Here is a 24,299-nt window from a genome sequence, read left to right on the forward strand (position 1 = left end):
GCCATAGACCTTTGGCGTTTCGCTGCGGTCTATGCCAGTGCCAATTGAGAGAAGGAACAACGCCATGCCTGCCCGCGAACTGCAAGAACAGCTCAATGCCCTGCGCGAGCAATTGGATAAGAATCCTCCGCTGTCCGAACCCGAGCGCGAAGAACTGCACGTGTTGATGCAGCAGATCGAGCTGGAACTTGATCTCGAAAACAAAACCAAGGACGTCAACCTCGCCGATAACGTCAACCTTGCCGTCGAACGCTTCGAACTTGAGCACCCGACCCTCTCCGACGCCCTGCGCCGAATTGGTACGGCCCTGCACAGCATGGGAATCTGAGCCTGCGGGAGCGAGCAGGCTCGCTCCCGCATCAGATCTTCATTGACGAACCAGACGACGGTTCGGCAACTGCACGGCTTCGGTACTGCGATACGGGTTGATATCCAACCCGCCACGGCGCACATAACGCGCATAGACCGTCAGTTTTTCCGGTTTCAACAACCGCTGCAGATCCAGGAAAATCCGCTCCACGCACTGCTCATGGAAGTCCGAGTGCTGGCGGAAGCTGACGATGTACTCCAGCAAACTCGCGTGATCCAGTGCCGCGCCACGGTACTCCACCACGACGCTGCCCCAGTCAGGCTGACTGGTCACCGGGCAGTTGGACTTGAGCAAATGGCTGTGCACGCTTTCCTCGACAATGCGCGAGTCGTCACAACGCAGCAGTTCCGGACGCGGATGCTCGTAGTTGCTGACACGGATATCCAAGTCATCGATGCACACACCGGGCAGCGCCACGACGCCTTCGGCTTCGACATCTTTCAGGCTGCGAACCCGTACGCCGACCGGCTTGCCGGCAGCGGCCGACAGGTCGTTGACCAGCGTCGCTTCCAGGCTCGCGGTGTCGGCAAACGGGGTCTGGTTCAACGAGTTGAGGTACAGCTTGAAGGACTTCGACTCAATGATATTCGGCGAGTCCGCCGGGATGCTGAACTCGCCGATCGCCACCACCGGCTTGCCCGAAGGCAGCAGCCACGACAGCTCGAAGCAGTTCCAGAAGTCGACGCCTTTATACGGAAGGCTTTCAGCCATCAGGCCCAATTCTGCCCACTTCGCGGTACGCGGAATCGGGAACAGCAAGGACGGCGTGTAAGTGGCGATGTATTCGCTGGATTTGCCCAGCGGCGAGTGTTCGGCTGCGGGATGCATGACGGAAACCTGACTGAAGAATCAGCGGATTCTATCAGCCTTTGCTCCCGCCTTTGAGTGCTTACTGACTGACAGTCAATTTGCCGACCATGCCGGCCTGATAGTGACCCGGGATGTTGCAGGCAAATTCGAGAGTGGTCGCCTGGGTGAAGGACCAGGTCAGTTCCGCCGTTTTGCCCGGCTCAACCAACACGCTGTTGGGGTCGTCGTGCTTCATGCCGCCCTTCATATGGTGCCCCATTGAACCGTGATCCATACCGGCCATTGCACCGTGGTCCATTTCCTTCATACCAGTAGGCGTGAGCATGCCGCTCTGCTGCATCTGCAACATTTCCTGCTGGTGTCTGGCATGCATCGATGCGTCACCGAGGTTGAATTCGTGCAGCAACTGACCTTTATTCACCAGCACGAAACGCACGGTCTCGCCCGCCTTGATCTCGATGGTCCCCGGGTTGAACGACATATCACCCATCACTACTTCAATACTGCGAGTTGCCTTGACCGCCGGCGCCGGTTGGCCAAAATCGTAGGTGTGCGCGGGGGCAGCCCATGCCGGCGACGTCAGCGCCAACAGGCACGCGACTGCCACCAGGGTTTTGCGCATAAACATAGTCGTACTCCAACAAAATAAGGTTCAGCCTGTGGAAGACTCTAAACTGCAATCACTGCCCGCAACCTGACAGTCAGATTACAACTTTGTCAGGTTGGACCGCACCGTCGGCGCCCGCGGTATAAAGCTTTCGTTCCATTTGACCCGAGCCCCCCCATGAAACTGCTGATTGTCGAAGACCAACCGAAAACCGGCCACTACTTGCGCCAGGGCCTGGCCGAAGCCGGATTTACCACCGAACTGGTGGCCGACGGCAACACCGGCCAGCAGTTGGCCTTGAGCGGTGACTACGCGCTGTTGATTCTCGACGTAATGCTGCCGGGTCGCGATGGCTGGCAGATTCTGCAAGCGGTGCGCAGTGCGGGCCTTGATACGCCAGTCCTGTTCCTGACGGCACGGGACGCGGTGGAAGACCGGGTGCATGGCCTGGAACTGGGCGCCGATGACTATCTGGTCAAGCCATTCGCGTTCTCCGAACTGTTGGCGCGGGTGCGCAGCCTGTTGCGCCGGGGCAGCACCTCGCCTCAAGAAACCAGCCTGCAACTGGCTGATCTGCGCTTGGACCTGATTCGCCGCAGGGTGGAACGCAACGGCCAGCGCATCGATTTGACCGCCAAGGAATTCGCCCTGCTGGAAATGCTGCTGCGTCGTCAGGGTGAAATCCTGCCCAAATCGCTGATCGCCTCCCAGGTCTGGGACATGAATTTCGACAGTGACACCAATGTCATCGAGGTCGCGATCCGCCGATTGCGCCTGAAGATCGACGATGAGTTCCCCAACAAACTGATCCACACCGTGCGCGGCATGGGTTACGTGCTAGAAGAGCGCTGCGCCTGATGCGCCGACTGTCCTTGAGCAGTCGCCTGGCGCTGCTGTTTGCCGCCTGCACCGCGGTCGTTTCATTGTTCGCCGGAGTGTTGTTCAGTAGCGCCAGCGAGGCGCATTTCATCGAACTTGATCAGCAACTGCTGGATGGCAAGTTGATTGGTCTGCGGCGGGCACTGCACGATCTTCAATCGAGCGACAGCCAGGTCAGACTCGCCGAGGAATTGAGTCGGCAGGCGGATCTGTCATTACGGATCACTGGCAGCGATGGCAAACGCTGGTATGACAGCTCGACGCAACTGCCCGACGAACTGCCACGCCAGCCAGGCCTGTCGACCCTCAACCACGATGGCACTGACTACCGCGTCCTGAATGCGCCGCTGTTTACCGACAAGCCTGACTCCCCGCAATTGACCTTGCTGCTGGATATCACCCACCACCAGCACTTTCTACAACGCATGCAGCACTTGATCTGGCTGACGGTCGGTTTGTCGGCCCTGGCCACTGCCCTGCTCGGCGCCTGGGCGGCGCGCAGCGGACTGCGGCCGTTGCGGCGCATGAGTGCGGTCGCCAGCGGTGTATCGGCGCAATCACTCAACGCACGCCTGCCCGAGGACGACATGCCGCCGGAACTCGCGGAAATGGCCCACAACTTCAACGCCATGCTCGGACGCCTTGACGACTCTTTTCAGCGGCTGTCGGCGTTCTCCGCTGACATCGCCCATGAACTGCGCACACCGCTGTCGAACCTGCTGACCCACACCCAGGTCACCCTCACCCGCCCGCGCCCCATCGAGGACTATCGCGAAGCACTGCACAGCAACCTCGAAGAACTGCAATGGATGGCGCAACTGGTCAACGACATGCTGTATTTGGCCAAGGCAGACCACGGGTTATTAATGCCCAAACGCGAATCACTGGATCTTGCAGAAGAGGCGGATGTGTTGCTGGAGTTCTTTGCACCGCTGGCCGAGGACGCTCAAATGACGCTGAGCCGCGAAGGAAGCGCGCGCATAAACGGTGACCGGAGCATGTTGCGGCGGGCGCTTTCCAATTTACTGGACAATGCGTTGCGCTTTACTCCGGTACAGGGCGATGTGCGGGTGAAGATCGTCGATCAGCCCAAAGACTTGAGCCTGACGGTTGAAAACAGTGGTGCCGGGGTTTGCGCAGAGTTGCTGCCGCGCCTGTTCGATCGCTTCTACCGCGCCGATCCGTCGCGCCATGAAGGGAGCAGCGAGCATGCGGGGTTGGGTCTGGCAATCACCCAGTCGATTGTCCGCGCCCACGGTGGGCAGATTCATTGCGAATCGGCTGATGGGTGGACCCGGTTTGTGATTGAGTTGCCAAAAGGAGATTGAGGCCGGACCTGCCGGCCTCATCGCTGGCAAGCCAGCGATAACGGCTAAAGGCTATGAATATCTGAGCGCATGAGCCGGCTCGATCTTCGCCGCCCGCCACGCCGGGTAAATTGTGGCCAGGAAGCTCAAGACAAACCCCGCCGAGCAAATCAACGCCACATCCGCACCCTGCAACTCAGACGGCAAGTTGCTGACGAAATACACGTCGGAACTGAAGATGTGCTGGCCGGTGACCCGCTCCACCCAGCCGACCATCTCGCTGACGTTCAACGCGGCAATGACGCCGAGCACCCCGCCAATCAAGGTACCGACGATACCGATGACCGTGCCCTGCACCATGAAGATCGCCATGATCTGCCGTGGCGTGGCGCCGATGGTTCGCAGGATAGCGATGTCCGCGCCCTTGTCGTTCACCACCATGATCAGAGTGGCGATGATGTTGAACGCCGCCACGGCAACGATCATCAGCAACAACAGGCCGATCATGGTTTTTTCCATTTTCATCGCGCTGAACAGGCTGCCCTGGGTGTGGGTCCAGTCATCCGCCTTGTACGCGGCGCCGAGCCCGGTGGCGATGTCACTCGATACCTTTGGCGCAGCGTACAAATCTTTCACCGCCAGGCGCACGCTTTGGACCTGATTCGGCTCCCAGTGCTGCATCTGCGCGGCATCGGCAACGTGAATCAGCGCCATCGAGCCATCCAGCTCGGCGCCGACCTTGAACACACCGACCACGTTCAAGCGCTGCATGCGCGGGGTAATCCCGCCCGGCGCGGTGCTGACTTCCGGCACGATCAGGGTGATCTTGTCACCGACGTTCAGGCGGAAGCGGCGCGCCGTGATCTCGCCGATCACCACGCCAAACTCACCCGGCTTCAGGGCATCGAGACGCCCCTGGACAATGTGCTTGGCGACGATCGACACCTGACCTTCCAGCGCCGGATCAACGCCGCTGACCTGGATCGGCTGCATCGTGCCCTTATAGGACAGCATGCCTTCCATCTCGGTGAACGGCACCGCTGCCGTGACTTCCGGGTTTTTCATCGCGGCTGCCGCAACGGGCTGCCAATCGTCGATCGGGTTGACACCGACGATGGTCGCGTGCGGCACCATGCCGAGGATGCGCGAGCTCATTTCGCGCTGGAAGCCGTTCATCACCGACAGCACCACGATCATCGCCAGCACACCCAGGGCGAGGCCGATCATCGAAGTCATCGAGATGAATGAAACGAAGCGATTGCGGCGCTTGGCGCGGGTATAGCGCGTGCCGATAAAGATCGATAACGGTCTGAACATTCGCTGGGGCACCGTATAAAAATAAAAGACCCGAGGCCTTTTCAGGCATCGGGTTTCAATCCGTCAGATAGCCGTCAGGCGACCTTCCTGCAAGTGCAGGACGCGGTCCATCTGGCGGGCGAGGTTCATGTCGTGGGTCACCACCAGGAACGCCGTGCGCATCGAGGTGCTGAGTTCCAGCATCAAATCCTGAATGCCCTGGGCGGTGTGGGAATCGAGGTTGCCGGTGGGCTCGTCGAGCATCACCAGACCCGGCTTGTTCACCAGGGCGCGGGCGATGGCCACACGCTGACGTTCGCCGCCGGACAACTCGGCCGGCTTGTGCTCAAGGCGATGGCCGAGCCCTACCCGCTCCAGCAACGCCGTGGCACGCTGGCGCGCTTCAGGAATCGCAGTCTTGCCGATCAGCAGCGGCATGCAGACGTTTTCCAGTGCGGTGAATTCCGGCAGCAAATGGTGAAACTGGTAGACGAAACCCAGCGACCGATTTCGCAGCAGACCGCGTTTCTTTTCGCTGAGTGCCGAGAGTTCTTCGCCGTCGAGCCAGACGCTGCCCTTGGTCGGCGTATCGAGGCCACCCAGCAAGTTGAGCAAGGTACTCTTGCCCGAACCCGAGGTACCGACAATCGCCACGCGCTCACCCGGGTGCAACTCCAGTTGCAGGCCGGCCAACACTTGCACCGACTCCGGGCCTTCCTCGTAGGATTTGCCCAGGTTGCGGCAGCTCAAGATTGCTTTATCACTCATGCCCGACTCACTCATAACGTAGCGCCTCCGCAGGCTGGGTGCGCGCGGCACGCCAGGCTGGATACAGGGTGGCGAGGAAACTCAGGACCAACGCCGCAGAGCAGACCATCACAACATCCTGGCTCTGCACTTGCGACGGCAGGTAATCGATGAAATACACGTCGGCATTGAGGAACTTGTGCCCGATCAAGCCTTCGAGGGCCGAGATCGCGGCACTGACGTTCAACGCGGCGAAGATCCCGACCACCGCGCCGATGGCGGTACCCACCACACCGATGACCGTGCCTTGCACCATGAACGTGCGCATGATCGTGCCCGGCGTGGCGCCCAGTGTGCGCAGGATCGCGATATCGCCTTTCTTGTCGTTCACCACCATCACCAGCGTGGAAATGATGTTGAAGGCGGCGACGGCAACAATCAGCAGCAACAGCAGGCCGATCATGGCTTTTTCCATGCGGATCGCCTGATACAGGTTGCCGTGGGTACGCGTCCAGTCGCGGGCATAGAAATGATCTTCGCCGAGGTCCCGGGCGATATTCCACGCGGTACGCGGTGCCTGGAACAGGTCATCGAACTTCAGGCGCAGGCCCTGGACCTGATCCGGTTTCCAGCGATGCAGACGCGCCAGGTCCTGAAGGTTGGTGATACCGAGGTAGCCATCGAGCTCGCCCGCGCCGACGTGGAAGATGCCCACTACGGTAAAGCGCTTCATGCGCGGGAACATCCCGGCCGGGGTCACGGTGACTTCAGGTGCCACGAACGTCAGTTTGTCGCCAATCGCCGCACCGAGCTTTGCCGCGGCCTTGTCGCCGATGACGATGCCGAACTCGCCCGGCACCAGATCGTCGAGTTTGCCCTGCTGCATGAAGTGATCAATGATCGATACCTGGCGCTCCAGCGCCGGGTCGATGGCATTGAGCAGGACTTTCGAGACTTTGCCGTTATTGGTCAGCAAACCCTGCATTTGCGTGAACGGCGCCACGGCCGTCACCTGCGGGTTCTGCTTGACCTTGGCGGCCAGGCTTTGCCAATCGCTGATGGCTTCACCGGATTCGATGGTCGCGTGGGGCACCATGCCCAGCACGCGGGTACGCATCTCATGATCGAAGCCGTTCATGACCGACAGCACGACGATCATCACGACCACGCCAAGGGCGAGCCCGATCATCGAAGTCAGGGAAATGAATGACACAAAATGATTGCGACGCTTTGCACGGGTGTAACGCGTGCCGATAAATACGAAGAGAGGTCTGAACATGTCGGGGCTTGTTCGGAGGGAAAAGGAACGTCCTTGTGGCGGGGGTCGATAACCAGCTTTACACTCAGACCACCGCCGCTACCATGGGTTCGCCATGTCGACATTAGATGAAGAAGATCGCCGCGAATACTACCGTATCGAGGACACGATCGCACTGGAAATTCGGCCCCTGTCCGCTACCGAAGCCACAGGCCAGGAAGTGTTGCAGGATGCTTCCCCGCTCTTCAACCTGCTCAGCGAATTGCACCTGAGCGAATTCGAGTCGCAGCACCTGTTGCGCCAGATCAATGAGCGCGACCGCAATATCGCTGCATTCCTGAAAGCCCAGAACAAGCGCATCGACTTGCTGAGCCAGGTCATCGCCCTGACGGTACTCGGGCAAATTGGCGAGCCGCAGCCAGTGATCATCTCCGAGGGTGGCATCGACTTTCAGCACCCCAACCCTATCGCCGCCGGCTCTCGCCTGTCGGTCAAGCTGGTGCTGATGCCGCAGGCCTTGGGGTTGCTGCTGCGCGCTCGCGTCACCCACTGCGACCGCAAGGGTGATGGTTATGACGTCGGCACTGAGTTCGAACACCTGACCGACGCCCAGCGGCAACTGTTGGCCCGCCACATCTTGCAGAAGCAGGCCCAGGAACGACGTCTGGCCCGCGAACAAATCGAATCAGGCAATTAATTTAAGGAAGAACCGTGACCCTCATCTATGGCCACCGCGGCGCCAAGGGCGAAGCACCGGAAAATACCCTGACCAGTTTTCAGGAATGTCTCAAGCACGGCGTGCGTCGCTGCGAACTGGACCTGCACCTGTCCAAGGACGGCGAACTGATGGTCATCCACGACCCGACGCTCAAGCGCACCACCGACCGGCGCGGCAAGGTCGTCGAGCACACGGCCGCCGATCTGGTGACTTACGACGCGCGCAAGGGCGGCCCCGGCTGGATCAAGCCATGCCCGATTCCAACCCTGGAGTCGCTGTTCGAACAATGCGATTTCGATCACTGGCAACTGGAAGTCAAGAGCGCCTCACGCACTCGCGCGGCAACCACCGTGCTGGCGATTCGCGAAATGGCGCAACGTCATGGCTTGCTCGACAAGGTGACAATCACCTCGAGCTCGCGGGAAGTGCTGAAGGCCGCGCTGGACCTGGTGCCGGACGTTTCCCGTGGATTGGTGGCCGAGTACGCCTGGCTCGACCCGCTGAAGGTCGCGCAAAGCTATGGCTGTGAAATTCTGGCGCTGAACTGGACCCTGTGTACGCCGGAACGCCTGCAGAAGGCGCAGCGTCAGGGGCTGCATGTGTCGGTATGGACAGTCAACGAGCCCGCGCTGATGCGCAGACTCGCCGACTTCGGCGTTGACAGCCTGATTACAGACTTTCCCGGTTTGGCCACTGCCACACTCGAGAATTGCTGAAATCGGTCTCCCCGGCCGGCTCAGGCCACCGGCCGGAGCCGCTCAAAAAAGCCGGTTGAGGCCGTCGTACGCCGCTACCCGGTAGGCTTCAGCCATGGTCGGGTAGTTGAACGTGGTGTTGACGAAGTACTTCAAGGTGTTCAATTCGCCCGGCTGGTTCATGATTGCCTGGCCGATGTGCACGATCTCGGACGCCTGATAACCGAAGCAGTGCACGCCCAGCACTTCGAGAGTCTCACGGTGGAACAGAATCTTCAGCATGCCTTGCGGCTCGCCGGCGATCTGCGCACGCGCCATGCTCTTGAAGAACGCCTTGCCCACTTCGTACGGCACCTTGGCCTGGGTCAGCTCCTGCTCGTTCTTGCCGATCGAGCTGATCTCCGGAATGGTGTAGATGCCGGTCGGGACGTCATTGACGAAGCGCCAGCTGCCGTTGTCGACGATGCTGCCAGCGGCGGAACGACCCTGGTCGTGAGCGGCACTGGCCAGGCTTGGCCAGCCAATCACGTCACCGGCGCCATAGATGTTCTGGATGCCGGTGCGGTAGTTTTCGTCGACTTCGATCTGGCCGCGACCGTTGACCTTCACGCCAATGTTTTCCAGGCCCAACTGATCGGTATTGCCGGTACGGCCGTTGCACCAGAGCAAGGCGTCGGCCTTGATCTTCTTGCCGGACTTGAGGTGCAGGATCACGCCGTTGTCCACGCCTTCGACGCGCTCGTAATCTTCGTTGTGGCGCACGGTGATGTTGTTGTTGCTGAAGTGGTAGCTCAACGCCTGGGAAATTTCCGAGTCGAGGAAGCTCAGCAACTGACCACGGTTGTCCACCAGCTCGACCAATACCCCCAGACCACTGAAGATCGATGCGTATTCGCAACCGATCACGCCAGCGCCGTAAACGATGAGTTTGCGCGGCGTGTGGCCGAGGCTGAGGATGGTGTCGCTATCGTAGATGCGCGGGTGGTGGAAATCGATGTCCGCCGGGCGATACGGACGCGAGCCGGTGGCGATGATGATGTGCTTGGCCACCAGTTTCTCGACCACGCCATTGGCGCAGACCACTTCGATGGTTTGCTCGTCGGCGAAGCTGCCGGTACCGAAGAACACGTCGACGCGGTTACGGGCGTAGTAGCCGGTGCGCGACGCAACTTGCTTGGAGATCACTTTTTCAGCGCTTTTCAGCACGTCCGGGAACGAGAACCAGCGCGGCTCACCAATGGCCCGGAACATCGGGTTGGTGTTGAACTGCATGATCTGCCGGACCGAGTGACGCAGTGCCTTGGACGGGATGGTGCCCAAGTGAGTGCAGTTGCCGCCGACCTGGCGACGGCTGTCGACCATCGCGACCTTGCGCCCTGCCTTGGCGGCGTTCATTGCCGCGCCTTCTCCCGCCGGGCCGGAACCCAACACCACCACGTCGTAGTTGTAGACAGCCATGCGTACTCCTCAGAACAGGCCGCGGCGCCATCGGCACCTGCGGCTAAATCACGCCAATCTGTGGCATGAAGGAACAATTTGGGGCCAGTGCAGAACCCGGACACAGTCTATAGAAGCGTCAACGCCGCGCACATTAACCCTTGGTCGCGTCGTAGGCTAGTTTTGCCTGCACTACAACGCCACTTTTCAATGCTTGAATCGCCGCACTCATTCAGTTTTTCCAGCGCTGAGGCGTTCAAAAGCGTGACTGGTACGTGTGACGAAACCTGTATCGGCACGAATGACAAAAAACGCGCCGATGTCGTGTTTTTCCGCGTAGTCCCAACCGCGCTCCGGACCGAGAATCAGCAACAGCGTCGATAAGCCATCGGCCATTAACGCTGAAGGATGAATCACGGTGACCGAGGCCAGGGTGTGCGAGACCGGCGCACCGGTGCGGGCATCGAAGGCGTGGGAATAACGCTTGCCACCCTGTTCGAAATAATTGCGGTAGTCGCCGGAGGTGGACAACCCAAAACCGTCGACAGCAATGATGCGTTCGGCCACTTTTTGATCGTCACGCGGTTCTTCCAGGGCGATGCGCCACGATGAGCCGTCGGGCTTCTTCCCGGACGCCTTGAGTTCGCCCGTGGCCTCGACGAGGTAGCCCCGGATGCCCATCGCCTCGAGCCTTGTGGCAATCGTGTCCACCGCATAACCAGCAGCGATGCTGTTGAAGTCAACCTCGACGGCGACGTTCTTGCACAGCCGATCACCCTCGATACGCAAGTGTTGATGACCGACCCGTTTGCGGGCGTCGGCGAGTGCCTCGGCGGTCGGGACTGTTTCCCCACGCGCCTGCGGACCAAATCCCCAGAGATTGAGCAACGGCTCCACCGTCAAATCGTAGGAACCATCGCTTTGCACCGACAGCTGCTCGCCCACGCGGACCAATTCGAGGATCGACGCCGGCATTGCCTGACAGTTGTTGGCCGGCAATGCATTGAAGCGCTCGATGTCCGAGTCGCTGCGGTAGGTCGACATTTGCCGGTCCATGTCAGCGAGGATCTGCTCGACCTGGAAGCGGACCTCGTCCGGCGCCGGAAGGCCGGCATGGCGCACATACTTGATCGAATAAGTGCTGCCCATGGTCGGGCCGCCGAAGCTTTCCAGAGTGTCGCCGTTGCCGCAGCCTGATAGTGCGCCGAGCAGCAAAAATGCCACCCCCTGCCACCTGATCAACAATTCCCGAGCTCCCCGATACACCCCCTGACACACCGCCAGGGCCAGCCATTATGCGATAGAACTGTGGGAGCGGGCTTGCCCGCGATGGCGGCCTGTCAGGCGACACCGATGTTGAATGGGCGGGCCTCATCGCGAGCAAGCTCGCTCCCACAATGTTTTTTGGATACCCGCAGATGCTGCGTACACCTGATAACCCTGTGGGAGCGAGCTCGCTCGCGATGGTCGTCAACGATAACGCATGTTTGCTGATTAAACGCAGCACTCTTGGCTCCATCGTCGGAACGCCGCGCGGAGCAAGCTCGCGCCTACAAAGTTCTTGACCGAACAGCAATGGCTGCAAACGAGGTCTTTTCATGGAGTTGCGGTATCGGTGACGCATTGTTTTAGTCGATCCGAATCCGTGCCACTGCCTTCGCTGCGATCAATATCGCCGTTGGCATCGAGATAAATATGCGTATTAGGCCACTTAGGGGTTACGTTGACGCAATGTCGTAGCACTCCATCGTCCCACCAAGAAATCTCCATGAAAAATCTCTCATCTGGAAACAGAAAGCCATAATCACGTGTACCGCCCCCAGGCTGCATCCGCCCTTTGAATATTCGGTGCTGTACGTTCCAGATGTATTTAAGTTCTTCTTTAGCATCTTTGGAGTAATGGATAGTCACAGTAGGTAACCCAATATCCCATTGGGTGATGAGCAGAAAAGCAACTGGGATCCATAACAACCGCGAGTACCGTTTTAGGGGTTTACTGGCCAATGCGTCCACGAACTCTTTTCCTTCAGTGGCGGATCTATTGGCAAACATTTCATTAACCAAGCCAAGACTGCCTACTAAATTTGGTGCATGTTATGGTTTCGCCAAATCCCATTGACACTCTTTCAGCCTATCCACATCTGCACCACTCCCTTTGCCCATATCAATGTTGCCTTCGGCGTCGAGAAAAATATGCATGTTGGGCCACTTCGGTCTGATGCTGATGCAGTGCCAACGCCCATTCTCGGCAGCCCAAGAAAACTCCATGAAAAATTCGGCATCCGGAAATAGATATCCGTGGTCGCTGGTGGCACCTCCTGGGGACATCCGCCCCCTGTATATCCGATCTTGAACGTTCCAGGTGTACCGCAATCCGTGCTCGGCATCCCTGGAATAATTGACGGTTGCACTGGGTAGAACATAAATATTCCAGAGGGCCATCAACTGCAGTACCAGCAGTGGCAGCAGCAGTGGTAAAAACGGAATCCATAGCCACCGTAAGTAACGAGATCGGGGGTTATTTACAGACGTGGACACGGACTCCATCTCCCCAGTTCTCTGGTGGAACTGCCAACACCTTATTCATGATCATCTGCGCTGATATCCCGCCTTCAGGGTGCTGATTGGCGAGCTTTATACCGATGCTTATCGACACTCTATCAGCTACATCATCCCATGATCGCAATTCAGTCCAAGGGCTAGCTGTAGGACGAGGGCCAAGGAGCTCTCTATCTTCTTTGGGCGTTGTTCTTATCTCTTCGGCTTTGCGCAGGGTATCTGAGGCGATTTGCTCGGCCCCTGCTCCGTCTAGCAGTAAGCTTTCTGAAAGTCCCCCTATGATTCCGACATAACCGTAGTGGATGTTCGACCAAATGTCGTAGTAGTAGAGATACTTCCCTTGCTTGTGTCGTACACCAGGAAACAGCTCCCGAAGCTTCGGCTTGTGATCCCACTCCCTATTCTGACCCACCTGCTTCGTCCAAATCGCCATCGCCTCAAGCTTTTTCGTCCATGCAATTCCGTTGAAATTTGGTGGTCCAGCCAGTCTGGCGTGCCAGGGTAACGCCCGAAACTTCCTGGCTTGCGCGCTGCTGTCGTAGCTCATCAGCTCTTTCATTTTCAACACAGACGGATGCTTGATGTTCCTGTTCATCTCACCTGCAATGTAGCTGGCAAGCTCTTCCATCTGGTCTGGATGGTTACAGGCTTCGCTTCCACCAAGGTCGCCGGGTGGTGCAGAGATTTTATCTGCCAGCTTCAGATCAACCACCTGAGGCTTGACTGTAAAGCTGTTTTCAGCCGGAGCCGCCGATGATCCCGCGACCCTCGCGGCCGCCTGTGCAGGGCTTGCGTTGCTTTGATACGTGGCCGTCATTACGGAGGAGATCAGCCGAGCTTTACAGGGGCAGTTGCTGTAACTGTCCAGCGTACCAGCCATGAGCTTTCCATGACTGATCATGTGCGAAATACCACCGACGACCCGATACGTCTTCCCGTCTTTTCCACACGTGACTCGATCACCATCGCAGGCGTGGGCAACGCCATACATCATGATCCGGGTGTCGCCATCCAGAACTTTGCCACCACAGGTGGTTCGGTCATTCAGACCGATGAAATGTCCTTCTTTCATTGATTTTCTTCTCCATTACTTCCGGCCGAGTCCAGAAAGTTTTCGACCATCAGCTGCGTGAGCATTTAAGCAACGCAGCACTGAGACAGCTTTGGACAGCGCCAGGCTTCGCCGCTCAGTCCGCGACCGATGGCAAAAAATCCTCGCCCATCGACTCACCTTCGCGCGCAATAAACACGTAGCCGCCTTGCGGTGTATTGATGATTTCGTCGCCATTGCTGAGCATGCTGCCGACCAGCGCCACATCATTGTTGTCTTGCCCTGCACCCGTGATGATTTGCGCCGTACTGCCATCGGCATACAGGACGTAGTCGCCTTTTCGCGCTACGCGCACCGACCGTCCATTTTCCAACTTGAATTCCAGCGGCCCTGTCCCTTGCTGGACCACGCCGCCGTTACGGGTGTGGCTGCCCTCGGTTGCGCACCGGAAGATGGCGATAGCAGGATGAGCGTCGATGTAAGCCTGCTGTTGACGCACAACCAATTGGGCGTGCTCATGGAATTGCGCAATTTGCTGCTCAGTGAAGTGTGGATTGTCCAGACTGCGCAGATACTCTGGGGAAACAGAGTTGGTATACAAAGGCTGCAAGGGTGCATTCATTTCAAAATCCATATCCTAGGAAGGGTGTTCAGAAATGATGCGGAGGTCGCTAACAGCGTCGCGACCCTCACGGCAGGGTCAAAGGAATGATTCAGAAGTTTCGCCAATAGAAACTATCCTTTTCCTACAGGATTGTTTCTAAAACGTATTTATCGCGGAGCGCACAAACAAAAACGCCCCGACCAAGGCCGGGGCGTTTTCATGTGCAGCTAAAGGCTTAGCGCGGGAATGCTGGCGGGTTTACACCGGCCATGTCTTCCATCACGCGAACCACCTGGCAGCTGTAACCGAATTCGTTGTCGTACCAAACGTACAGAACAACGCGGTTGTCTTGGGTGATGGTCGCTTCAGCGTCCACAACGCCTGCGTGGCGCGAGCCAACGAAGTCGGTGGAAACCACTTCCTGGGAGCTGACATAGTCGATCTGCTTGTGCAGATCCGAGTGCATGGCCATCTGGCGCAGGTACTCGTTGATCTCTTCGCGAGTCGTGGCTTTTTCCAGGTTCAGGTTCAGGATAGCCATCGACACGTTCGGCGTAGGCACGCGAATCGCGTTACCGGTCAGCTTGCCCTTGAGCACTGGCAGCGCCTTGGCGGCTGCGGTGGCAGCACCGGTCTCGGTGATGACCATGTTCAGCGGCGCGGCGCGGCCACGACGGCTGCCTTTGTGGAAGTTGTCGATCAGGTTTTGGTCGTTGGTGAACGAGTGAACGGTTTCGACGTGGCCGTTGACGATGCCGTACTTGTCATTCACGGCTTTCAGCACCGGCACGATGGCGTTGGTGGTGCAGGAAGCGGCCGAGATGATCTTGTCGTCAGGGGTGATTTCGCTGTGGTTGATGCCGTGCACGATGTTCTTCAGCGCGCCTTTGCCAGGTGCGGTAAGGATTACGCGGGCAGCGCCAGGGCAGGCAAGGTGTTGGCCCAGGCCGTCGGCGTCACGCCATACACCAGTGTTGTCGACGATCAGAGCGTTTTCGATGCCGTACTGGGTGTAGTCGACTTCGGCCGGGCTCTTGGCGTAGATAACCTGGATCAGGTTGCCGTTGGCGGTGATGGTGTTGTTGGCTTCGTCGATGGTGATGGTGCCGTCGAACGGACCATGAACCGAATCACGGCGCAGCAGGCTGGCACGTTTGACCAGATCGTTCTCGGCACCCTTGCGGACCACGATGGCGCGCAGACGCAGGCCATCGCCACCACCGGTTTTCTCGATCAGGATGCGCGCCAGCAGACGGCCGATACGACCGAAGCCGTACAGGACAACGTCGGTGCCCTTGCGGGCGGAAGCGTTCTGTTGACCTACCACGTCAGCCAGTTCTTCACGGACGAACTGCTCGGCAGTACGGCCATTGCCTTCGGCCTTGAATTTGGCCGCCAGCTTGCCCAGGTCGACCGAAGCGGCGCCGAGCTTGAGCTCGCTCATTGCTTTGAGCAGCGGGAATGTTTCGTGGACGGACAGCTCGCTGTCGTCGGACTGACGGTGACGAGCAAAGCGGTGAGCTTTGAGAATCGCAATGACTGAACGATTGATCAGGCTGCGGCCATAGATCGAGCTCACCACGTTGTTATTGCGGTAGAGCTGACCGATAAGCGGAATCATCGCTTCTGCGAGTGCTTCACGGTCGATCCATTCACCAAGACACTGGTCGGGCTTCTGAGTCACGGGAACCTTCCACATGTAGGGGCAGAAAAAAGGGGCTACATTATGCCGCCGAGTGACGCGTGTAGCAATGCGCGCCTGTCGTGCGATCAGTAACATTTTCCCGTTCAAAAAAATTGCACGGCGCTAAAGCCCAGTAAATACGGGGCTTTCAGAAGAGTCAATTTTTTGGAGGTATCGCTACCTTGTCCGTAACCCTCCGTAACACCTCTTCGTTTTACCACTACATAATTGGTTTTTTCCGGTAAAAAACCGCGGTTTTTTGTCTTTACCACTACATTTCGTCAAACCTGCGTAATAGACACAGTCTGCAACTGACAGGCGGCACTCCGGACCGCTACAATTACCGACTTTGTCGCAACGCTTGGAGCTCAACCTTCCGTGCCCGTTCTGCGTCTACCGCTTCTCCCTGCCGCGGCAGGTAAACAGCACTGGGGCAACCTGCCCGGTGCCGCCCTGAGCCTGGCCATCGCCGAGGCTGCCAGCGCTGCCAAGCGCTTTACCCTGCTGCTCACAGCCGACAGCCAAAGTGCCGAACGGCTGGAACAGGAGCTGGGTTTCTTCGCCCCGGATTTGCCTGTGCTGCATTTCCCTGACTGGGAAACCCTGCCCTACGACCTGTTCTCGCCGCATCAGGACATCATCTCCCAGCGCATCGCCAGCCTGTACCGGCTGCCGGAACTGAGCCATGGCGTGCTGGTCGTGCCGATCACCACGGCCCTGCACCGCCTGGCGCCGACTAAATTCCTGCTGGGCAGCAGCCTGGTGCTGGATGTCGGGCAAAAGCTCGACGTCGAGCAAATGCGCACCCGGCTGGAAGCCACCGGTTATCGTTATGTCGATACCGTGTACGAACACGGTGAATTCACCGTGCGCGGCTCGCTGATCGACTTGTTCCCGATGGGCAGCAAACTGCCGTATCGCATCGACCTGTTCGACGACGAAATCGAAACCCTGCGCACCTTCGACCCGGAGAACCAGCGCTCCATCGACAAGGTCGAATCGGTCAAGCTGCTGCCGGCCAAGGAATTCCCGCTGCAAAAAGAAGCCGTCACGCGCTTCAAGGCACGCTTTCGCGAACGCTTCGATGTCGACTTCCGTCGCTGTCCGATCTTTCAGGACTTGAGCAGCGGAATCACCCCCGCCGGTATCGAGTACTACCTGCCATTGTTCTTCGAAGAAACTTCTACCCTGTTCGATTACCTGCCCCAGGACACACAAGTGTTCTCCCTGCCAGGCATCGAACAAGCGGCAGAAAACTTCTGGAATGACGTCCGCAATCGCTATGAAGAGCGCCGCGTCGATCCGTCCCGTCCTTTATTACCGCCCGCCGAGCTGTTCCTGCCGGTCGAAGACTGCTTCGCGCGCCTGAAAAACTGGCCGCGCGTGGTGGCCAGTCAACAGGATGTAGAAAGCGGCGCGGGCCGCGAGCGCTTCCCCGCTCGCGAGTTGCCGAACCTGGCGATCGAAGCCAAGGCCACCCAGCCATTGGCGGCACTGGCAGGATTCCTCGACGAGTTCCCCGGTCGCGTGCTGTTCACCGCCGAATCTGCGGGCCGTCGCGAAGTGTTGCTGGAACTGCTGGAACGCTTGAAGCTGCGACCAAAGACCGTCGATAGCTGGCCGGACTTTGTCGCCGGCAAAGAACGCCTGGCGATCACCATCGCGCCGCTGGATGAAGGCTTGTTGCTGGACGACCCAGCCTTGGCGCTGGTGGCCGAAAGCCCGCTGTTCGGTCAGCGCGTGATGCAACGCCGTCGCCGCGAAAAACGCGCCGACGCCAACAACGACGCCGTCATCAAGAACCTCACCGAGCTGCGCGAAGGTGCGCCGGTGGTGCATATCGACCACGGTGTCGGTCGCTACCTCGGTCTCGCGACCCTGGAAATCGACAGCCAGACCGCCGAATTCCTCGCCCTGGAATACGCCGAGGGCGCCAAGCTTTACGTCCCGGTGGCCAACCTGCACTTGATCGCCCGTTACACCGGCAGCGACGACGCACTGGCCCCGCTACATCGCCTCGGCTCCGAAACCTGGCAGAAAGCCAAGCGCAAGGCTGCCGAGCAGGTGCGCGATGTGGCGGCCGAGTTGCTCGACATCTACGCCCGCCGCGCCGCCCGCGAAGGCTATGCCTTTGCTGACCCGAAAGCCGACTACGCCACCTTCAGCGCCGGTTTCCCGTTCGAAGAAACCCCCGATCAGCAAACCACCATCGAAGCCGTGCGCGAAGACATGCTGGCGCCCAAACCGATGGACCGACTGGTGTGCGGTGACGTGGGCTTCGGCAAGACCGAAGTGGCGATGCGCGCCGCGTTTATCGCCGTGCATGGCGGCAAGCAAGTGGCGATCCTGGTGCCGACCACCCTGCTCGCCCAACAACACTACAACAGCTTCCGCGACCGCTTTGCCGACTGGCCAGTGACCGTGGAAGTGATGAGCCGCTTCAAATCGACCAAAGAAGTCAACGCAGCCGTGGCGGATTTGGCCGAAGGCAAGATCGATATCGTCATCGGCACGCACAAGCTGCTGCAGGACGACGTGAAGATCAAAAACCTCGGCCTGGTGATCATCGACGAGGAACACCGTTTCGGCGTGCGCCAGAAAGAACAGCTCAAAGCCCTGCGCAGTGAAGTCGATATCCTGACCCTGACCGCTACGCCGATTCCGCGCACGCTGAACATGGCGGTGTCGGGCATGCGCGACTTGTCGATCATCGCCACGCCACCGGCCCGACGCCTGTCGGTTCGCACGTTTGTCATGGAGCAGAACAAGAGCACGGTCAAAGAAGCCCTGCTGCGTGAACTGCTGCGTGGCGGCCAGGTTTATTACCTGCACAACGACGTGAAGACCATCGAGAAGTGCGCCGCCGACCTCGCCGAACTGGTACCGGAAGCACGGATCGGCATCGGTCACGGGCAGATGCGCGAACGCGAACTCGAACAGGTGATGAGCGACTTCTACCACAAGCGCTTCAACGTACTGATTGCTTCGACCATCATCGAGACCGGCATCGACGTGCCGAGCGCCAACACCATCATCATCGAGCGTGCCGACAAATTCGGCCTGGCGCAGTTGCACCAGTTGCGCGGCCGGGTCGGGCGCAGCCACCACCAGGCGTACGCCTACCTGTTGACGCCGCCGCGCCAGCAAATCACCACGGACGCGGAAAAGCGCCTGGAAGCGATTGCCAACACCCAGGATCTCGGCGCGGGCTTCGTGCTGGCCACCAACGACCTGGAGATCCGTGGCGCCGGGGAATTGCTCGGCGATGGCCAGAGCGGGCAAATCCAGGCGGTCGGCTTCACGCTGTACATGGAAATGCTCGAGCGCGCGGTGAAGTCGATCCGCAAGGGCGAGCAGCCGAACCTCGATCAACCGCTGGGCGGTGGTCCGGAAGTCAACTTGCGCGTACCGGCATTGATTCCCGAAGACTATCTGCCGGACGTTCACGCCCGCCTGATTCTCTACAAGCGCATTGCCTCGGCCACCGATGAGGAAGGCCTCAAGGATTTGCAGGTGGAGATGATCGACCGCTTTGGCCTGCTGCCGGAGCCGACCAAGAACCTGATGCGCATCACCGCCCTGAAATTGCAGGCTGAATTGCTGGGCATCAAGAAAGTCGATGGCGGCCCGCAAGGTGGGCGCATCGAGTTCGCGGCGCAAACTCCGGTGGACCCGTTGACCCTGATCAAACTGATCCAGAGCCAGCCAAAACGCTACAAATTCGAAGGGGCCACGATGTTTAAGTTCCAGGTCCCGATGGAGCGCCCGGAAGAGCGCTTTAATACTGTAGAGGCGCTGTTCGAGCGCCTCACTCCGAAAACTGCTTGAAGGACGCCGCATGCGCCTGTTTCGCTCACTGACCTTGCTGATGACTTTGGTCGCACCTACGGCGTTTGCCGATGACCTGTATCAGGTCGAAATGATTCTGGTCCGTCAAAACGCCGTGCCGGCGATTGTCAGCCGTGCCGCACCGGAAGACTGGGACGCTGGCGCCAAGCGCATCGATCCTGAGAGTTTTCGCACGCCAAGCCTCAACCCAGAAGTGGAAAAACTCACCGCCAGCAACGACTACAGCGTCCTGATGCACAAGGCATGGCAGCAGATGCTTGGCGAATCCCCGGTCAAAGTGGCGATCAGTGATGGCAAGGAGCAGTTCGGTCAATTCCCGATCGAAGGCACCCTCGACCTGAAACTCGGGCGCTTCACCGATGTTGGCGCCGACTTCTGGGTCAACCAGTTCAACGCAGACGGCCTGGTGACCGCCAGCGAACGCCTGAAACAGGAAAGCCATACCAAAAACGGCCAACTGAACTTCCTCGACGCCGGCCACCTCGGCTTGCTGATCAAGATCACTTCATTGACGGCGCCCGCTCCCCGGGAAGCCCCTGAAGTCGTCCCTGACTGATTGAAGTCCCCATGTCCGCGACCCTGAGCAAACCCCTGGCACCTTCCTGGGTCAGCCGATTCAAGGAACAGAGCCTGGAGCGTGGCCGGCGCTACGCACTGGAGAACCGCGTCAGGATCGTCGAGGCCGGCGACGCCACCATCATCGCGGCCTGCGAAGGCTCTGGCGGTAATGTTTACCGTCAGACCATTCGCTTGCGCGAGTCAGCCAAAGGCACCCTGCTGATGGTTGATGCCCTCTGCTCCTGTCCGGTTCACAGCAACTGCAAACACTGCGCAGCGGTACTGCTGCAAGTGCAGGAAACCCTCGACTACCCCGCCGCTGCCAAAGACGCCGAACTGCTGGAAAAGCTCCAGGCCGTGCTGGAGAACCGCAGTCCCAAGGCACCACCGCAAGTCATGGTGGACAACGTGCAACCCGTGCCGCGCCTGTGGCTGGCGAGCATCGAGTTCAGTGCGTTCGAGCCGCGCAATGGACGCATGCAGCGCTACATCCAGCACCGGGCTGCGCTGTCCTTCAGGTATCTGGACGAATACGTTTCCGGGCAAAAAAACACTGACATCCTGATCCGCCAGGAAACACAGACCTTACGGATAAAACGTCACCCGGAAGTGGAACAGTCCTACCGCGAACAGTTACGAATCCTCGGTTTCAAAATCGCCACCCGCCAGAGCAAGGCCCTGCCGGAAAGCGCCGGGGAATTGTTCGAGATGGTCAATGACAGCGCCTGGCTGACCTTCACCCTAAACGAATTGCCCAAGCTCCGGACTCAAGGCTGGGAGCTGCAGATCAATGAGGACTTCGGCTTCGACCTGACGGCAGTGGACGATTGGTACGCCACGGTAGAACAAGCACCCGAGCGCGACTGGTTCGACCTGGAACTGGGAATCATCGTCAACGGCGAGCGACTGAGCCTGCTACCGATCCTGCTGAACCTGATGCGCTCGCACACCGAACTCCTCAATCCGGAACGGCTGGCCCGACGTCGCGACGACGAACTGATCCTGGTGAACATCCCAAACCGACCGAACTCCGAATACGGCCCCCTGCAAGTGGCCCTGCCCTTCGGCCGCTTGAAACCGGTGCTGGCAACGCTGGGCGAGTTCTATCTGCAGGAGCCAGGCGAAACCACCTTACGCTTGAGCAAGGCGGATGCCACGCGCCTGAATCCACTGGAAGACCTGCCCCTGCTCTGGGAGGGGGGCGAGCAAATCCGCACCTTTGCCCAGCGCCTGCGCGACATCAAGGATTACACCGCGACGGCGCCGCAAGGCCTGAACGCAACGTTGCGACCCTATCAGCTCGAGGGCTTGAGCTGGATGCAATCGCTGCGGCAGCTGGAGGTTGGCGGGATTCTCGCGGACGACATGGGCCTGGGAAAAACCCTGCAAACCCTGGCGCATATACTCACCGAGAAAATTGCCGGCCGCCTCGACCGCCCTTGCATGGTGGTGATGCCGACCAGCCTGATCCCCAACTGGCTCGACGAAGCGGCGCACTTCACGCCGCAGCTCAAAGTATTGGCACTGTACGGCGCCAGTCGTAAAAAACATTTCGAGCACCTGGCGGATTACGACCTCATCCTGACCACCTATGCACTGCTGCCCAAGGATGTCGAACGTCTGGCCTCCCAGCCGCTGCATGTATTGGTGCTGGATGAAGCGCAATACATCAAGAACCCGAACAGCAAGGCCGCACAGGCCGCCCGGGAACTGAACGCCCGCCAGCGCTTGTGCTTGAGCGGCACGCCTCTGGAAAACCACTTGGGTGAGCTGTGGTCGCTGTTTCACTTCCTGCTGCCGGGCTGGCTCGGCGATGTGAAAAGCTTCAATCGTGATTACCGCGTGCCGATTGAAAAGCGCACCAGCGAAGTGAGGCTTCAGCACCTCAACGGCCGGATCAAACCGTTCCTGTTACGCCGAACCAAGGAGCAGGTGGCCACCGAACTGCCGCCGAAAACCGAAATCATCCACTGGGTCGAGCTCAACGAAGCCCAGCGCGACATGTACGAAACCATGCGCCTGGCCATGGACAAGAAAGTCCGCGACGAGATCACCCGCAAAGGCGTGGCCCGCAGTCAGATCATTATTCTTGAGGCGCTGTTGAAGTTGCGTCAGGTGTGCTGTGATTTGCGTCTGGTCAATGACGCAACCCTACCGGCGCGCGGTAGTACGTCAGGCAAGCTAGACAGCCTGATGGAGATGCTCGAAGAGTTGTTTGAGGAAGGCCGAAGGATTTTGCTGTTCTCGCAGTTCACCTCCATGTTGTCGCTCATCGAAGACGAACTGAAAAAACGCGGGGTGGCTTACGCATTGTTGACCGGTCAGACCCGCGACCGACGAACGCCCGTGAAAGACTTTCAAAGCGGCAAGCGTCAGATTTTTCTGATCAGTTTGAAGGCAGGTGGTGTTGGCCTGAACCTGACAGAAGCAGACACCGTGATTCACTACGACCCATGGTGGAATCCGGCTACGGAAAATCAGGCGACGGACCGTGCGTATCGCATCGGCCAGGAAAAGCCGGTGTTCGTCTACAAGCTGATTGCGCGCGGCACGGTGGAAGAGAAAATTCAGCATCTGCAGAAGGAAAAATCCGATCTGGCAGCGGGCGTACTGGATGGCCGTCAGGCCGGGGACTGGAAACTGCAAAACGATGATATCGAGGCGTTGTTTGCGCCGTTGCCGGACAAACTTGAAAAGCGCTGAGAGCCTTTGCGTCTGAACCGACATTATCGCGAGCAGGCTCGATCCTACAGTGGTGTTGTGTCGGCCTGGTTCTTGAGGCTGAACACCCATCAAATTGTAGGAGCGAGGCTGCTCGCAACGGGGTCTACTCAATCAATCAGCTGAGCCTCTTTCAACGCACCGACCGCAGCCAACCAACGTGGATCCTGACGGTAGTCGGTGCTGGCAAACGACTGACCACGCATCCGCGCGATACGCGCTGAAGGCTTGACCTTCAGACGTTGCGCGGCACTCAGGGCCAGCTCGGCGGCAGCACGATCGTTGCACACCAGGCCCATGTCGCAACCCGCCGTCAGCGCCGCTTCGATACGACTGGCGGCATCGCCAACGACATGAGCGCCAGCCATGGACAGGTCATCGCTGAAAATCACACCGTCGAACTGCAACTCACCACGCAGAATGTCCTGCAACCAGCGGCGAGAGAAGCCGGCAGGCTGGGAATCGACTTGCGGGTAAATCACATGGGCTGGCATGACAGCGGCCAGTTGCTTGCTCAACCTGGCGAACGGCACCAGGTCATTGGCACGGATTTCGTCGAGGCTACGCTCGTCGTTCGGGATCGCGACGTGAGAATCCGCCTCAGCCCAACCATGACCGGGGAAATGTTTGCCTGTGGCCGCCATGCCAGCGTTGTTCATGCCGCGAATGAATGCGCCAGCCAGCAACGCAGCACGCTGCGGGTCGCCTTCGAAGGAGCGAGTACCGACCACCGCGCTGCGCTGGTAATCGAGGTCCAGCACCGGCGCAAAGCTCAGGTCCAGGCCAACCGCCAGCACCTCGGTGGCCATGATCCAGCCGCACTGCTCAGCCAGGTATTCGGCATTCGGGTTATCGGCAATCGCACGCATGGCGGGCAACCGGATAAATCCCTGACGCAGCCGCTGAACCCGCCCGCCCTCCTGATCCACCGCCAGCAGCAGATCGGGGCGAATGGCACGAATCGATGCGCTCAGCTCCCGCACCTGACGCGGGTGCTCGATGTTGCGGGCAAAAATGATCAGGCCGCCCACTTCGGGCTGACGCAACAATTGGCGATCTTCAGCCGTCAGCCAGGTACCGGCGACGTCCACCATCAACGAGCCTTGCAGGCCAGCAGTCATAGAGATTCCTTGATAACGATAAACCCGG

At 59.1% G+C, this 24,299-nt stretch carries 21 protein-coding genes; 8 read left to right on the forward strand and 13 right to left on the reverse strand.

The window, feature by feature from the left end; all coding sequences use genetic code 11:
- Window positions 1-64 precede the first annotated feature (64 nt).
- A complete protein-coding gene (locus BVK86_RS08395) occupies window positions 65-328 on the forward strand; it encodes a DUF4404 family protein (protein ID WP_075945976.1) in 264 nt (87 codons plus the stop codon).
- A 39-nt stretch (window positions 329-367) separates the two neighbouring features.
- Here BVK86_RS08395 and queF read toward each other — a convergent pair whose 3' ends face one another.
- Together queF and copI are read right to left on the reverse strand one after the other, a co-directional pair.
- The gene (gene queF, locus BVK86_RS08400) at window positions 368-1,198 is read right to left on the reverse strand and encodes an NADPH-dependent 7-cyano-7-deazaguanine reductase QueF (protein ID WP_075945977.1); all 831 of its coding nucleotides are present in this window, start codon (window positions 1,196-1,198) and stop codon (window positions 368-370) included.
- A gap of 61 nt (window positions 1,199-1,259) precedes the next feature.
- Entirely contained in the window at window positions 1,260-1,808 is a 549-nt protein-coding gene (gene copI, locus BVK86_RS08405) for a copper-resistant cuproprotein CopI (protein ID WP_075945978.1), read from the reverse strand.
- A gap of 156 nt (window positions 1,809-1,964) precedes the next feature.
- Here copI and BVK86_RS08410 point away from each other — a divergent pair, with 156 nt between their 5' ends.
- A complete protein-coding gene (locus tag BVK86_RS08410; protein WP_075945979.1) occupies window positions 1,965-2,645 on the forward strand; it encodes a heavy metal response regulator transcription factor in 681 nt (226 codons plus the stop codon).
- Window positions 2,645-3,994, forward strand: coding sequence for a heavy metal sensor histidine kinase (locus tag BVK86_RS08415; RefSeq protein WP_075945980.1), 1,350 nt, complete (start codon window positions 2,645-2,647; stop codon window positions 3,992-3,994). The genes BVK86_RS08410 and BVK86_RS08415 overlap by 1 nt, the downstream gene beginning before the upstream one ends.
- A gap of 51 nt (window positions 3,995-4,045) precedes the next feature.
- Here the strand turns inward: BVK86_RS08415 and BVK86_RS08420 are convergent, their stop codons facing one another.
- The 3 genes from BVK86_RS08420 to BVK86_RS08430 all read right to left on the reverse strand — a co-directional run bounded on the left by BVK86_RS08420 (window position 4,046) and on the right by BVK86_RS08430 (window position 7,295).
- Window positions 4,046-5,290 (reverse strand): lipoprotein-releasing ABC transporter permease subunit, encoded by a 1,245-nt coding sequence (locus BVK86_RS08420; RefSeq protein WP_075945981.1) that lies wholly within the window; start codon window positions 5,288-5,290, stop codon window positions 4,046-4,048.
- Between the two features lie 63 nt (window positions 5,291-5,353).
- A complete protein-coding gene (gene lolD / locus BVK86_RS08425; protein ID WP_167371501.1) occupies window positions 5,354-6,037 on the reverse strand; it encodes a lipoprotein-releasing ABC transporter ATP-binding protein LolD in 684 nt (227 codons plus the stop codon).
- 7 nt (window positions 6,038-6,044) lie between these two features.
- Window positions 6,045-7,295: a lipoprotein-releasing ABC transporter permease subunit gene (locus tag BVK86_RS08430; protein ID WP_075945983.1), complete on the reverse strand. Its 1,251-nt coding sequence runs from the start codon at window positions 7,293-7,295 to the stop codon at window positions 6,045-6,047.
- A gap of 94 nt (window positions 7,296-7,389) precedes the next feature.
- On the opposite strand from BVK86_RS08430, the gene BVK86_RS08435 reads away from it, so the two are divergent.
- Together BVK86_RS08435 and BVK86_RS08440 are read left to right on the forward strand one after the other, a co-directional pair.
- Window positions 7,390-7,971: a PilZ domain-containing protein gene (locus tag BVK86_RS08435; protein WP_075945984.1), complete on the forward strand. Its 582-nt coding sequence runs from the start codon at window positions 7,390-7,392 to the stop codon at window positions 7,969-7,971.
- Window positions 7,972-7,985: 14 nt separating this feature from the next.
- Window positions 7,986-8,708, forward strand: coding sequence for a glycerophosphodiester phosphodiesterase (locus BVK86_RS08440; protein WP_075945985.1), 723 nt, complete (start codon window positions 7,986-7,988; stop codon window positions 8,706-8,708).
- A gap of 42 nt (window positions 8,709-8,750) precedes the next feature.
- Here BVK86_RS08440 and sthA read toward each other — a convergent pair whose 3' ends face one another.
- The 7 genes from sthA to BVK86_RS08475 all read right to left on the reverse strand — a co-directional run bounded on the left by sthA (window position 8,751) and on the right by BVK86_RS08475 (window position 16,037).
- Window positions 8,751-10,145 carry a Si-specific NAD(P)(+) transhydrogenase gene (gene sthA / locus BVK86_RS08445; protein WP_075945986.1) on the reverse strand — a complete coding sequence of 465 codons (1,395 nt, stop codon included), beginning with the start codon at window positions 10,143-10,145 and terminating at the stop codon, window positions 8,751-8,753.
- Between the two features lie 207 nt (window positions 10,146-10,352).
- A complete protein-coding gene (locus tag BVK86_RS08450) occupies window positions 10,353-11,339 on the reverse strand; it encodes an FAD:protein FMN transferase (protein ID WP_231978002.1) in 987 nt (328 codons plus the stop codon).
- Window positions 11,340-11,720: 381 nt separating this feature from the next.
- Window positions 11,721-12,095 carry a hypothetical protein gene (locus BVK86_RS08455; RefSeq protein ID WP_408003003.1) on the reverse strand — a complete coding sequence of 125 codons (375 nt, stop codon included), beginning with the start codon at window positions 12,093-12,095 and terminating at the stop codon, window positions 11,721-11,723.
- A gap of 123 nt (window positions 12,096-12,218) precedes the next feature.
- Window positions 12,219-12,662 carry a hypothetical protein gene (locus BVK86_RS08460; RefSeq protein WP_231977909.1) on the reverse strand — a complete coding sequence of 148 codons (444 nt, stop codon included), beginning with the start codon at window positions 12,660-12,662 and terminating at the stop codon, window positions 12,219-12,221.
- Window positions 12,643-13,755, reverse strand: a complete 1,113-nt coding sequence (locus BVK86_RS08465; RefSeq protein ID WP_075945989.1) for a polymorphic toxin type 44 domain-containing protein — start codon at window positions 13,753-13,755, stop codon at window positions 12,643-12,645. The genes BVK86_RS08460 and BVK86_RS08465 overlap by 20 nt, the downstream gene beginning before the upstream one ends.
- A 115-nt stretch (window positions 13,756-13,870) precedes the next feature.
- A complete protein-coding gene (locus BVK86_RS08470; RefSeq protein WP_083659310.1) occupies window positions 13,871-14,356 on the reverse strand; it encodes a PAAR domain-containing protein in 486 nt (161 codons plus the stop codon).
- A gap of 217 nt (window positions 14,357-14,573) precedes the next feature.
- Window positions 14,574-16,037 carry a glyceraldehyde-3-phosphate dehydrogenase gene (locus BVK86_RS08475; protein WP_075945990.1) on the reverse strand — a complete coding sequence of 488 codons (1,464 nt, stop codon included), beginning with the start codon at window positions 16,035-16,037 and terminating at the stop codon, window positions 14,574-14,576.
- Between the two features lie 363 nt (window positions 16,038-16,400).
- Here BVK86_RS08475 and mfd point away from each other — a divergent pair, with 363 nt between their 5' ends.
- Genes mfd through BVK86_RS08490 form a run of 3 tightly spaced genes read left to right on the forward strand, consistent with a single transcriptional unit; the run spans window position 16,401 to window position 23,132 of the window.
- On the forward strand, window positions 16,401-19,850 hold the full coding sequence (mfd, locus tag BVK86_RS08480; protein WP_075945991.1) for a transcription-repair coupling factor: 3,450 nt from the start codon (window positions 16,401-16,403) through the stop codon (window positions 19,848-19,850).
- Window positions 19,851-19,860: 10 nt separating this feature from the next.
- Window positions 19,861-20,427 carry a CsiV family protein gene (locus BVK86_RS08485; protein ID WP_075945992.1) on the forward strand — a complete coding sequence of 189 codons (567 nt, stop codon included), beginning with the start codon at window positions 19,861-19,863 and terminating at the stop codon, window positions 20,425-20,427.
- An 11-nt stretch (window positions 20,428-20,438) separates the two neighbouring features.
- The gene (locus BVK86_RS08490; protein WP_075945993.1) at window positions 20,439-23,132 is read left to right on the forward strand and encodes a DEAD/DEAH box helicase; all 2,694 of its coding nucleotides are present in this window, start codon (window positions 20,439-20,441) and stop codon (window positions 23,130-23,132) included.
- Between the two features lie 128 nt (window positions 23,133-23,260).
- On the opposite strand, the gene nagZ is transcribed toward BVK86_RS08490, so the two are convergent.
- Window positions 23,261-24,271 carry a beta-N-acetylhexosaminidase gene (gene nagZ / locus BVK86_RS08495; protein WP_075945994.1) on the reverse strand — a complete coding sequence of 337 codons (1,011 nt, stop codon included), beginning with the start codon at window positions 24,269-24,271 and terminating at the stop codon, window positions 23,261-23,263.
- Window positions 24,272-24,299 lie beyond the last annotated feature (28 nt).

Origin of the sequence: Pseudomonas reinekei, assembly GCF_001945365.1 — a bacterium.
Classification (GTDB): domain Bacteria; phylum Pseudomonadota; class Gammaproteobacteria; order Pseudomonadales; family Pseudomonadaceae; genus Aquipseudomonas; species Aquipseudomonas reinekei.

What these genes read in the sequence shown, in the direction of transcription:
- BVK86_RS08420 (WP_075945981.1), bottom strand. Translation starts at nt 5,290, where the DNA reads ATGTTCAGACCGTTATCGATCTTTATCGGCACGCGCTATACCCGCGCC.
- sthA (WP_075945986.1), bottom strand. Translation starts at nt 10,145, where the DNA reads ATGGCTGTCTACAACTACGACGTGGTGGTGTTGGGTTCCGGCCCGGCG.
- lolD (WP_167371501.1), bottom strand. Translation starts at nt 6,037, where the DNA reads ATGAGTGATAAAGCAATCTTGAGCTGCCGCAACCTGGGCAAATCCTAC.
- BVK86_RS08490 (WP_075945993.1), top strand. Translation starts at nt 20,439, where the DNA reads ATGTCCGCGACCCTGAGCAAACCCCTGGCACCTTCCTGGGTCAGCCGA.
- BVK86_RS08465 (WP_075945989.1), bottom strand. Translation starts at nt 13,755, where the DNA reads ATGAAAGAAGGACATTTCATCGGTCTGAATGACCGAACCACCTGTGGT.
- BVK86_RS08410 (WP_075945979.1), top strand. Translation starts at nt 1,965, where the DNA reads ATGAAACTGCTGATTGTCGAAGACCAACCGAAAACCGGCCACTACTTG.
- BVK86_RS08395 (WP_075945976.1), top strand. Translation starts at nt 65, where the DNA reads ATGCCTGCCCGCGAACTGCAAGAACAGCTCAATGCCCTGCGCGAGCAA.
- BVK86_RS08475 (WP_075945990.1), bottom strand. Translation starts at nt 16,037, where the DNA reads ATGTGGAAGGTTCCCGTGACTCAGAAGCCCGACCAGTGTCTTGGTGAA.
- BVK86_RS08485 (WP_075945992.1), top strand. Translation starts at nt 19,861, where the DNA reads ATGCGCCTGTTTCGCTCACTGACCTTGCTGATGACTTTGGTCGCACCT.
- queF (WP_075945977.1), bottom strand. Translation starts at nt 1,198, where the DNA reads ATGCATCCCGCAGCCGAACACTCGCCGCTGGGCAAATCCAGCGAATAC.
- BVK86_RS08470 (WP_083659310.1), bottom strand. Translation starts at nt 14,356, where the DNA reads ATGAATGCACCCTTGCAGCCTTTGTATACCAACTCTGTTTCCCCAGAG.
- BVK86_RS08435 (WP_075945984.1), top strand. Translation starts at nt 7,390, where the DNA reads ATGTCGACATTAGATGAAGAAGATCGCCGCGAATACTACCGTATCGAG.
- BVK86_RS08415 (WP_075945980.1), top strand. Translation starts at nt 2,645, where the DNA reads ATGCGCCGACTGTCCTTGAGCAGTCGCCTGGCGCTGCTGTTTGCCGCC.
- BVK86_RS08430 (WP_075945983.1), bottom strand. Translation starts at nt 7,295, where the DNA reads ATGTTCAGACCTCTCTTCGTATTTATCGGCACGCGTTACACCCGTGCA.
- copI (WP_075945978.1), bottom strand. Translation starts at nt 1,808, where the DNA reads ATGTTTATGCGCAAAACCCTGGTGGCAGTCGCGTGCCTGTTGGCGCTG.
- nagZ (WP_075945994.1), bottom strand. Translation starts at nt 24,271, where the DNA reads ATGACTGCTGGCCTGCAAGGCTCGTTGATGGTGGACGTCGCCGGTACC.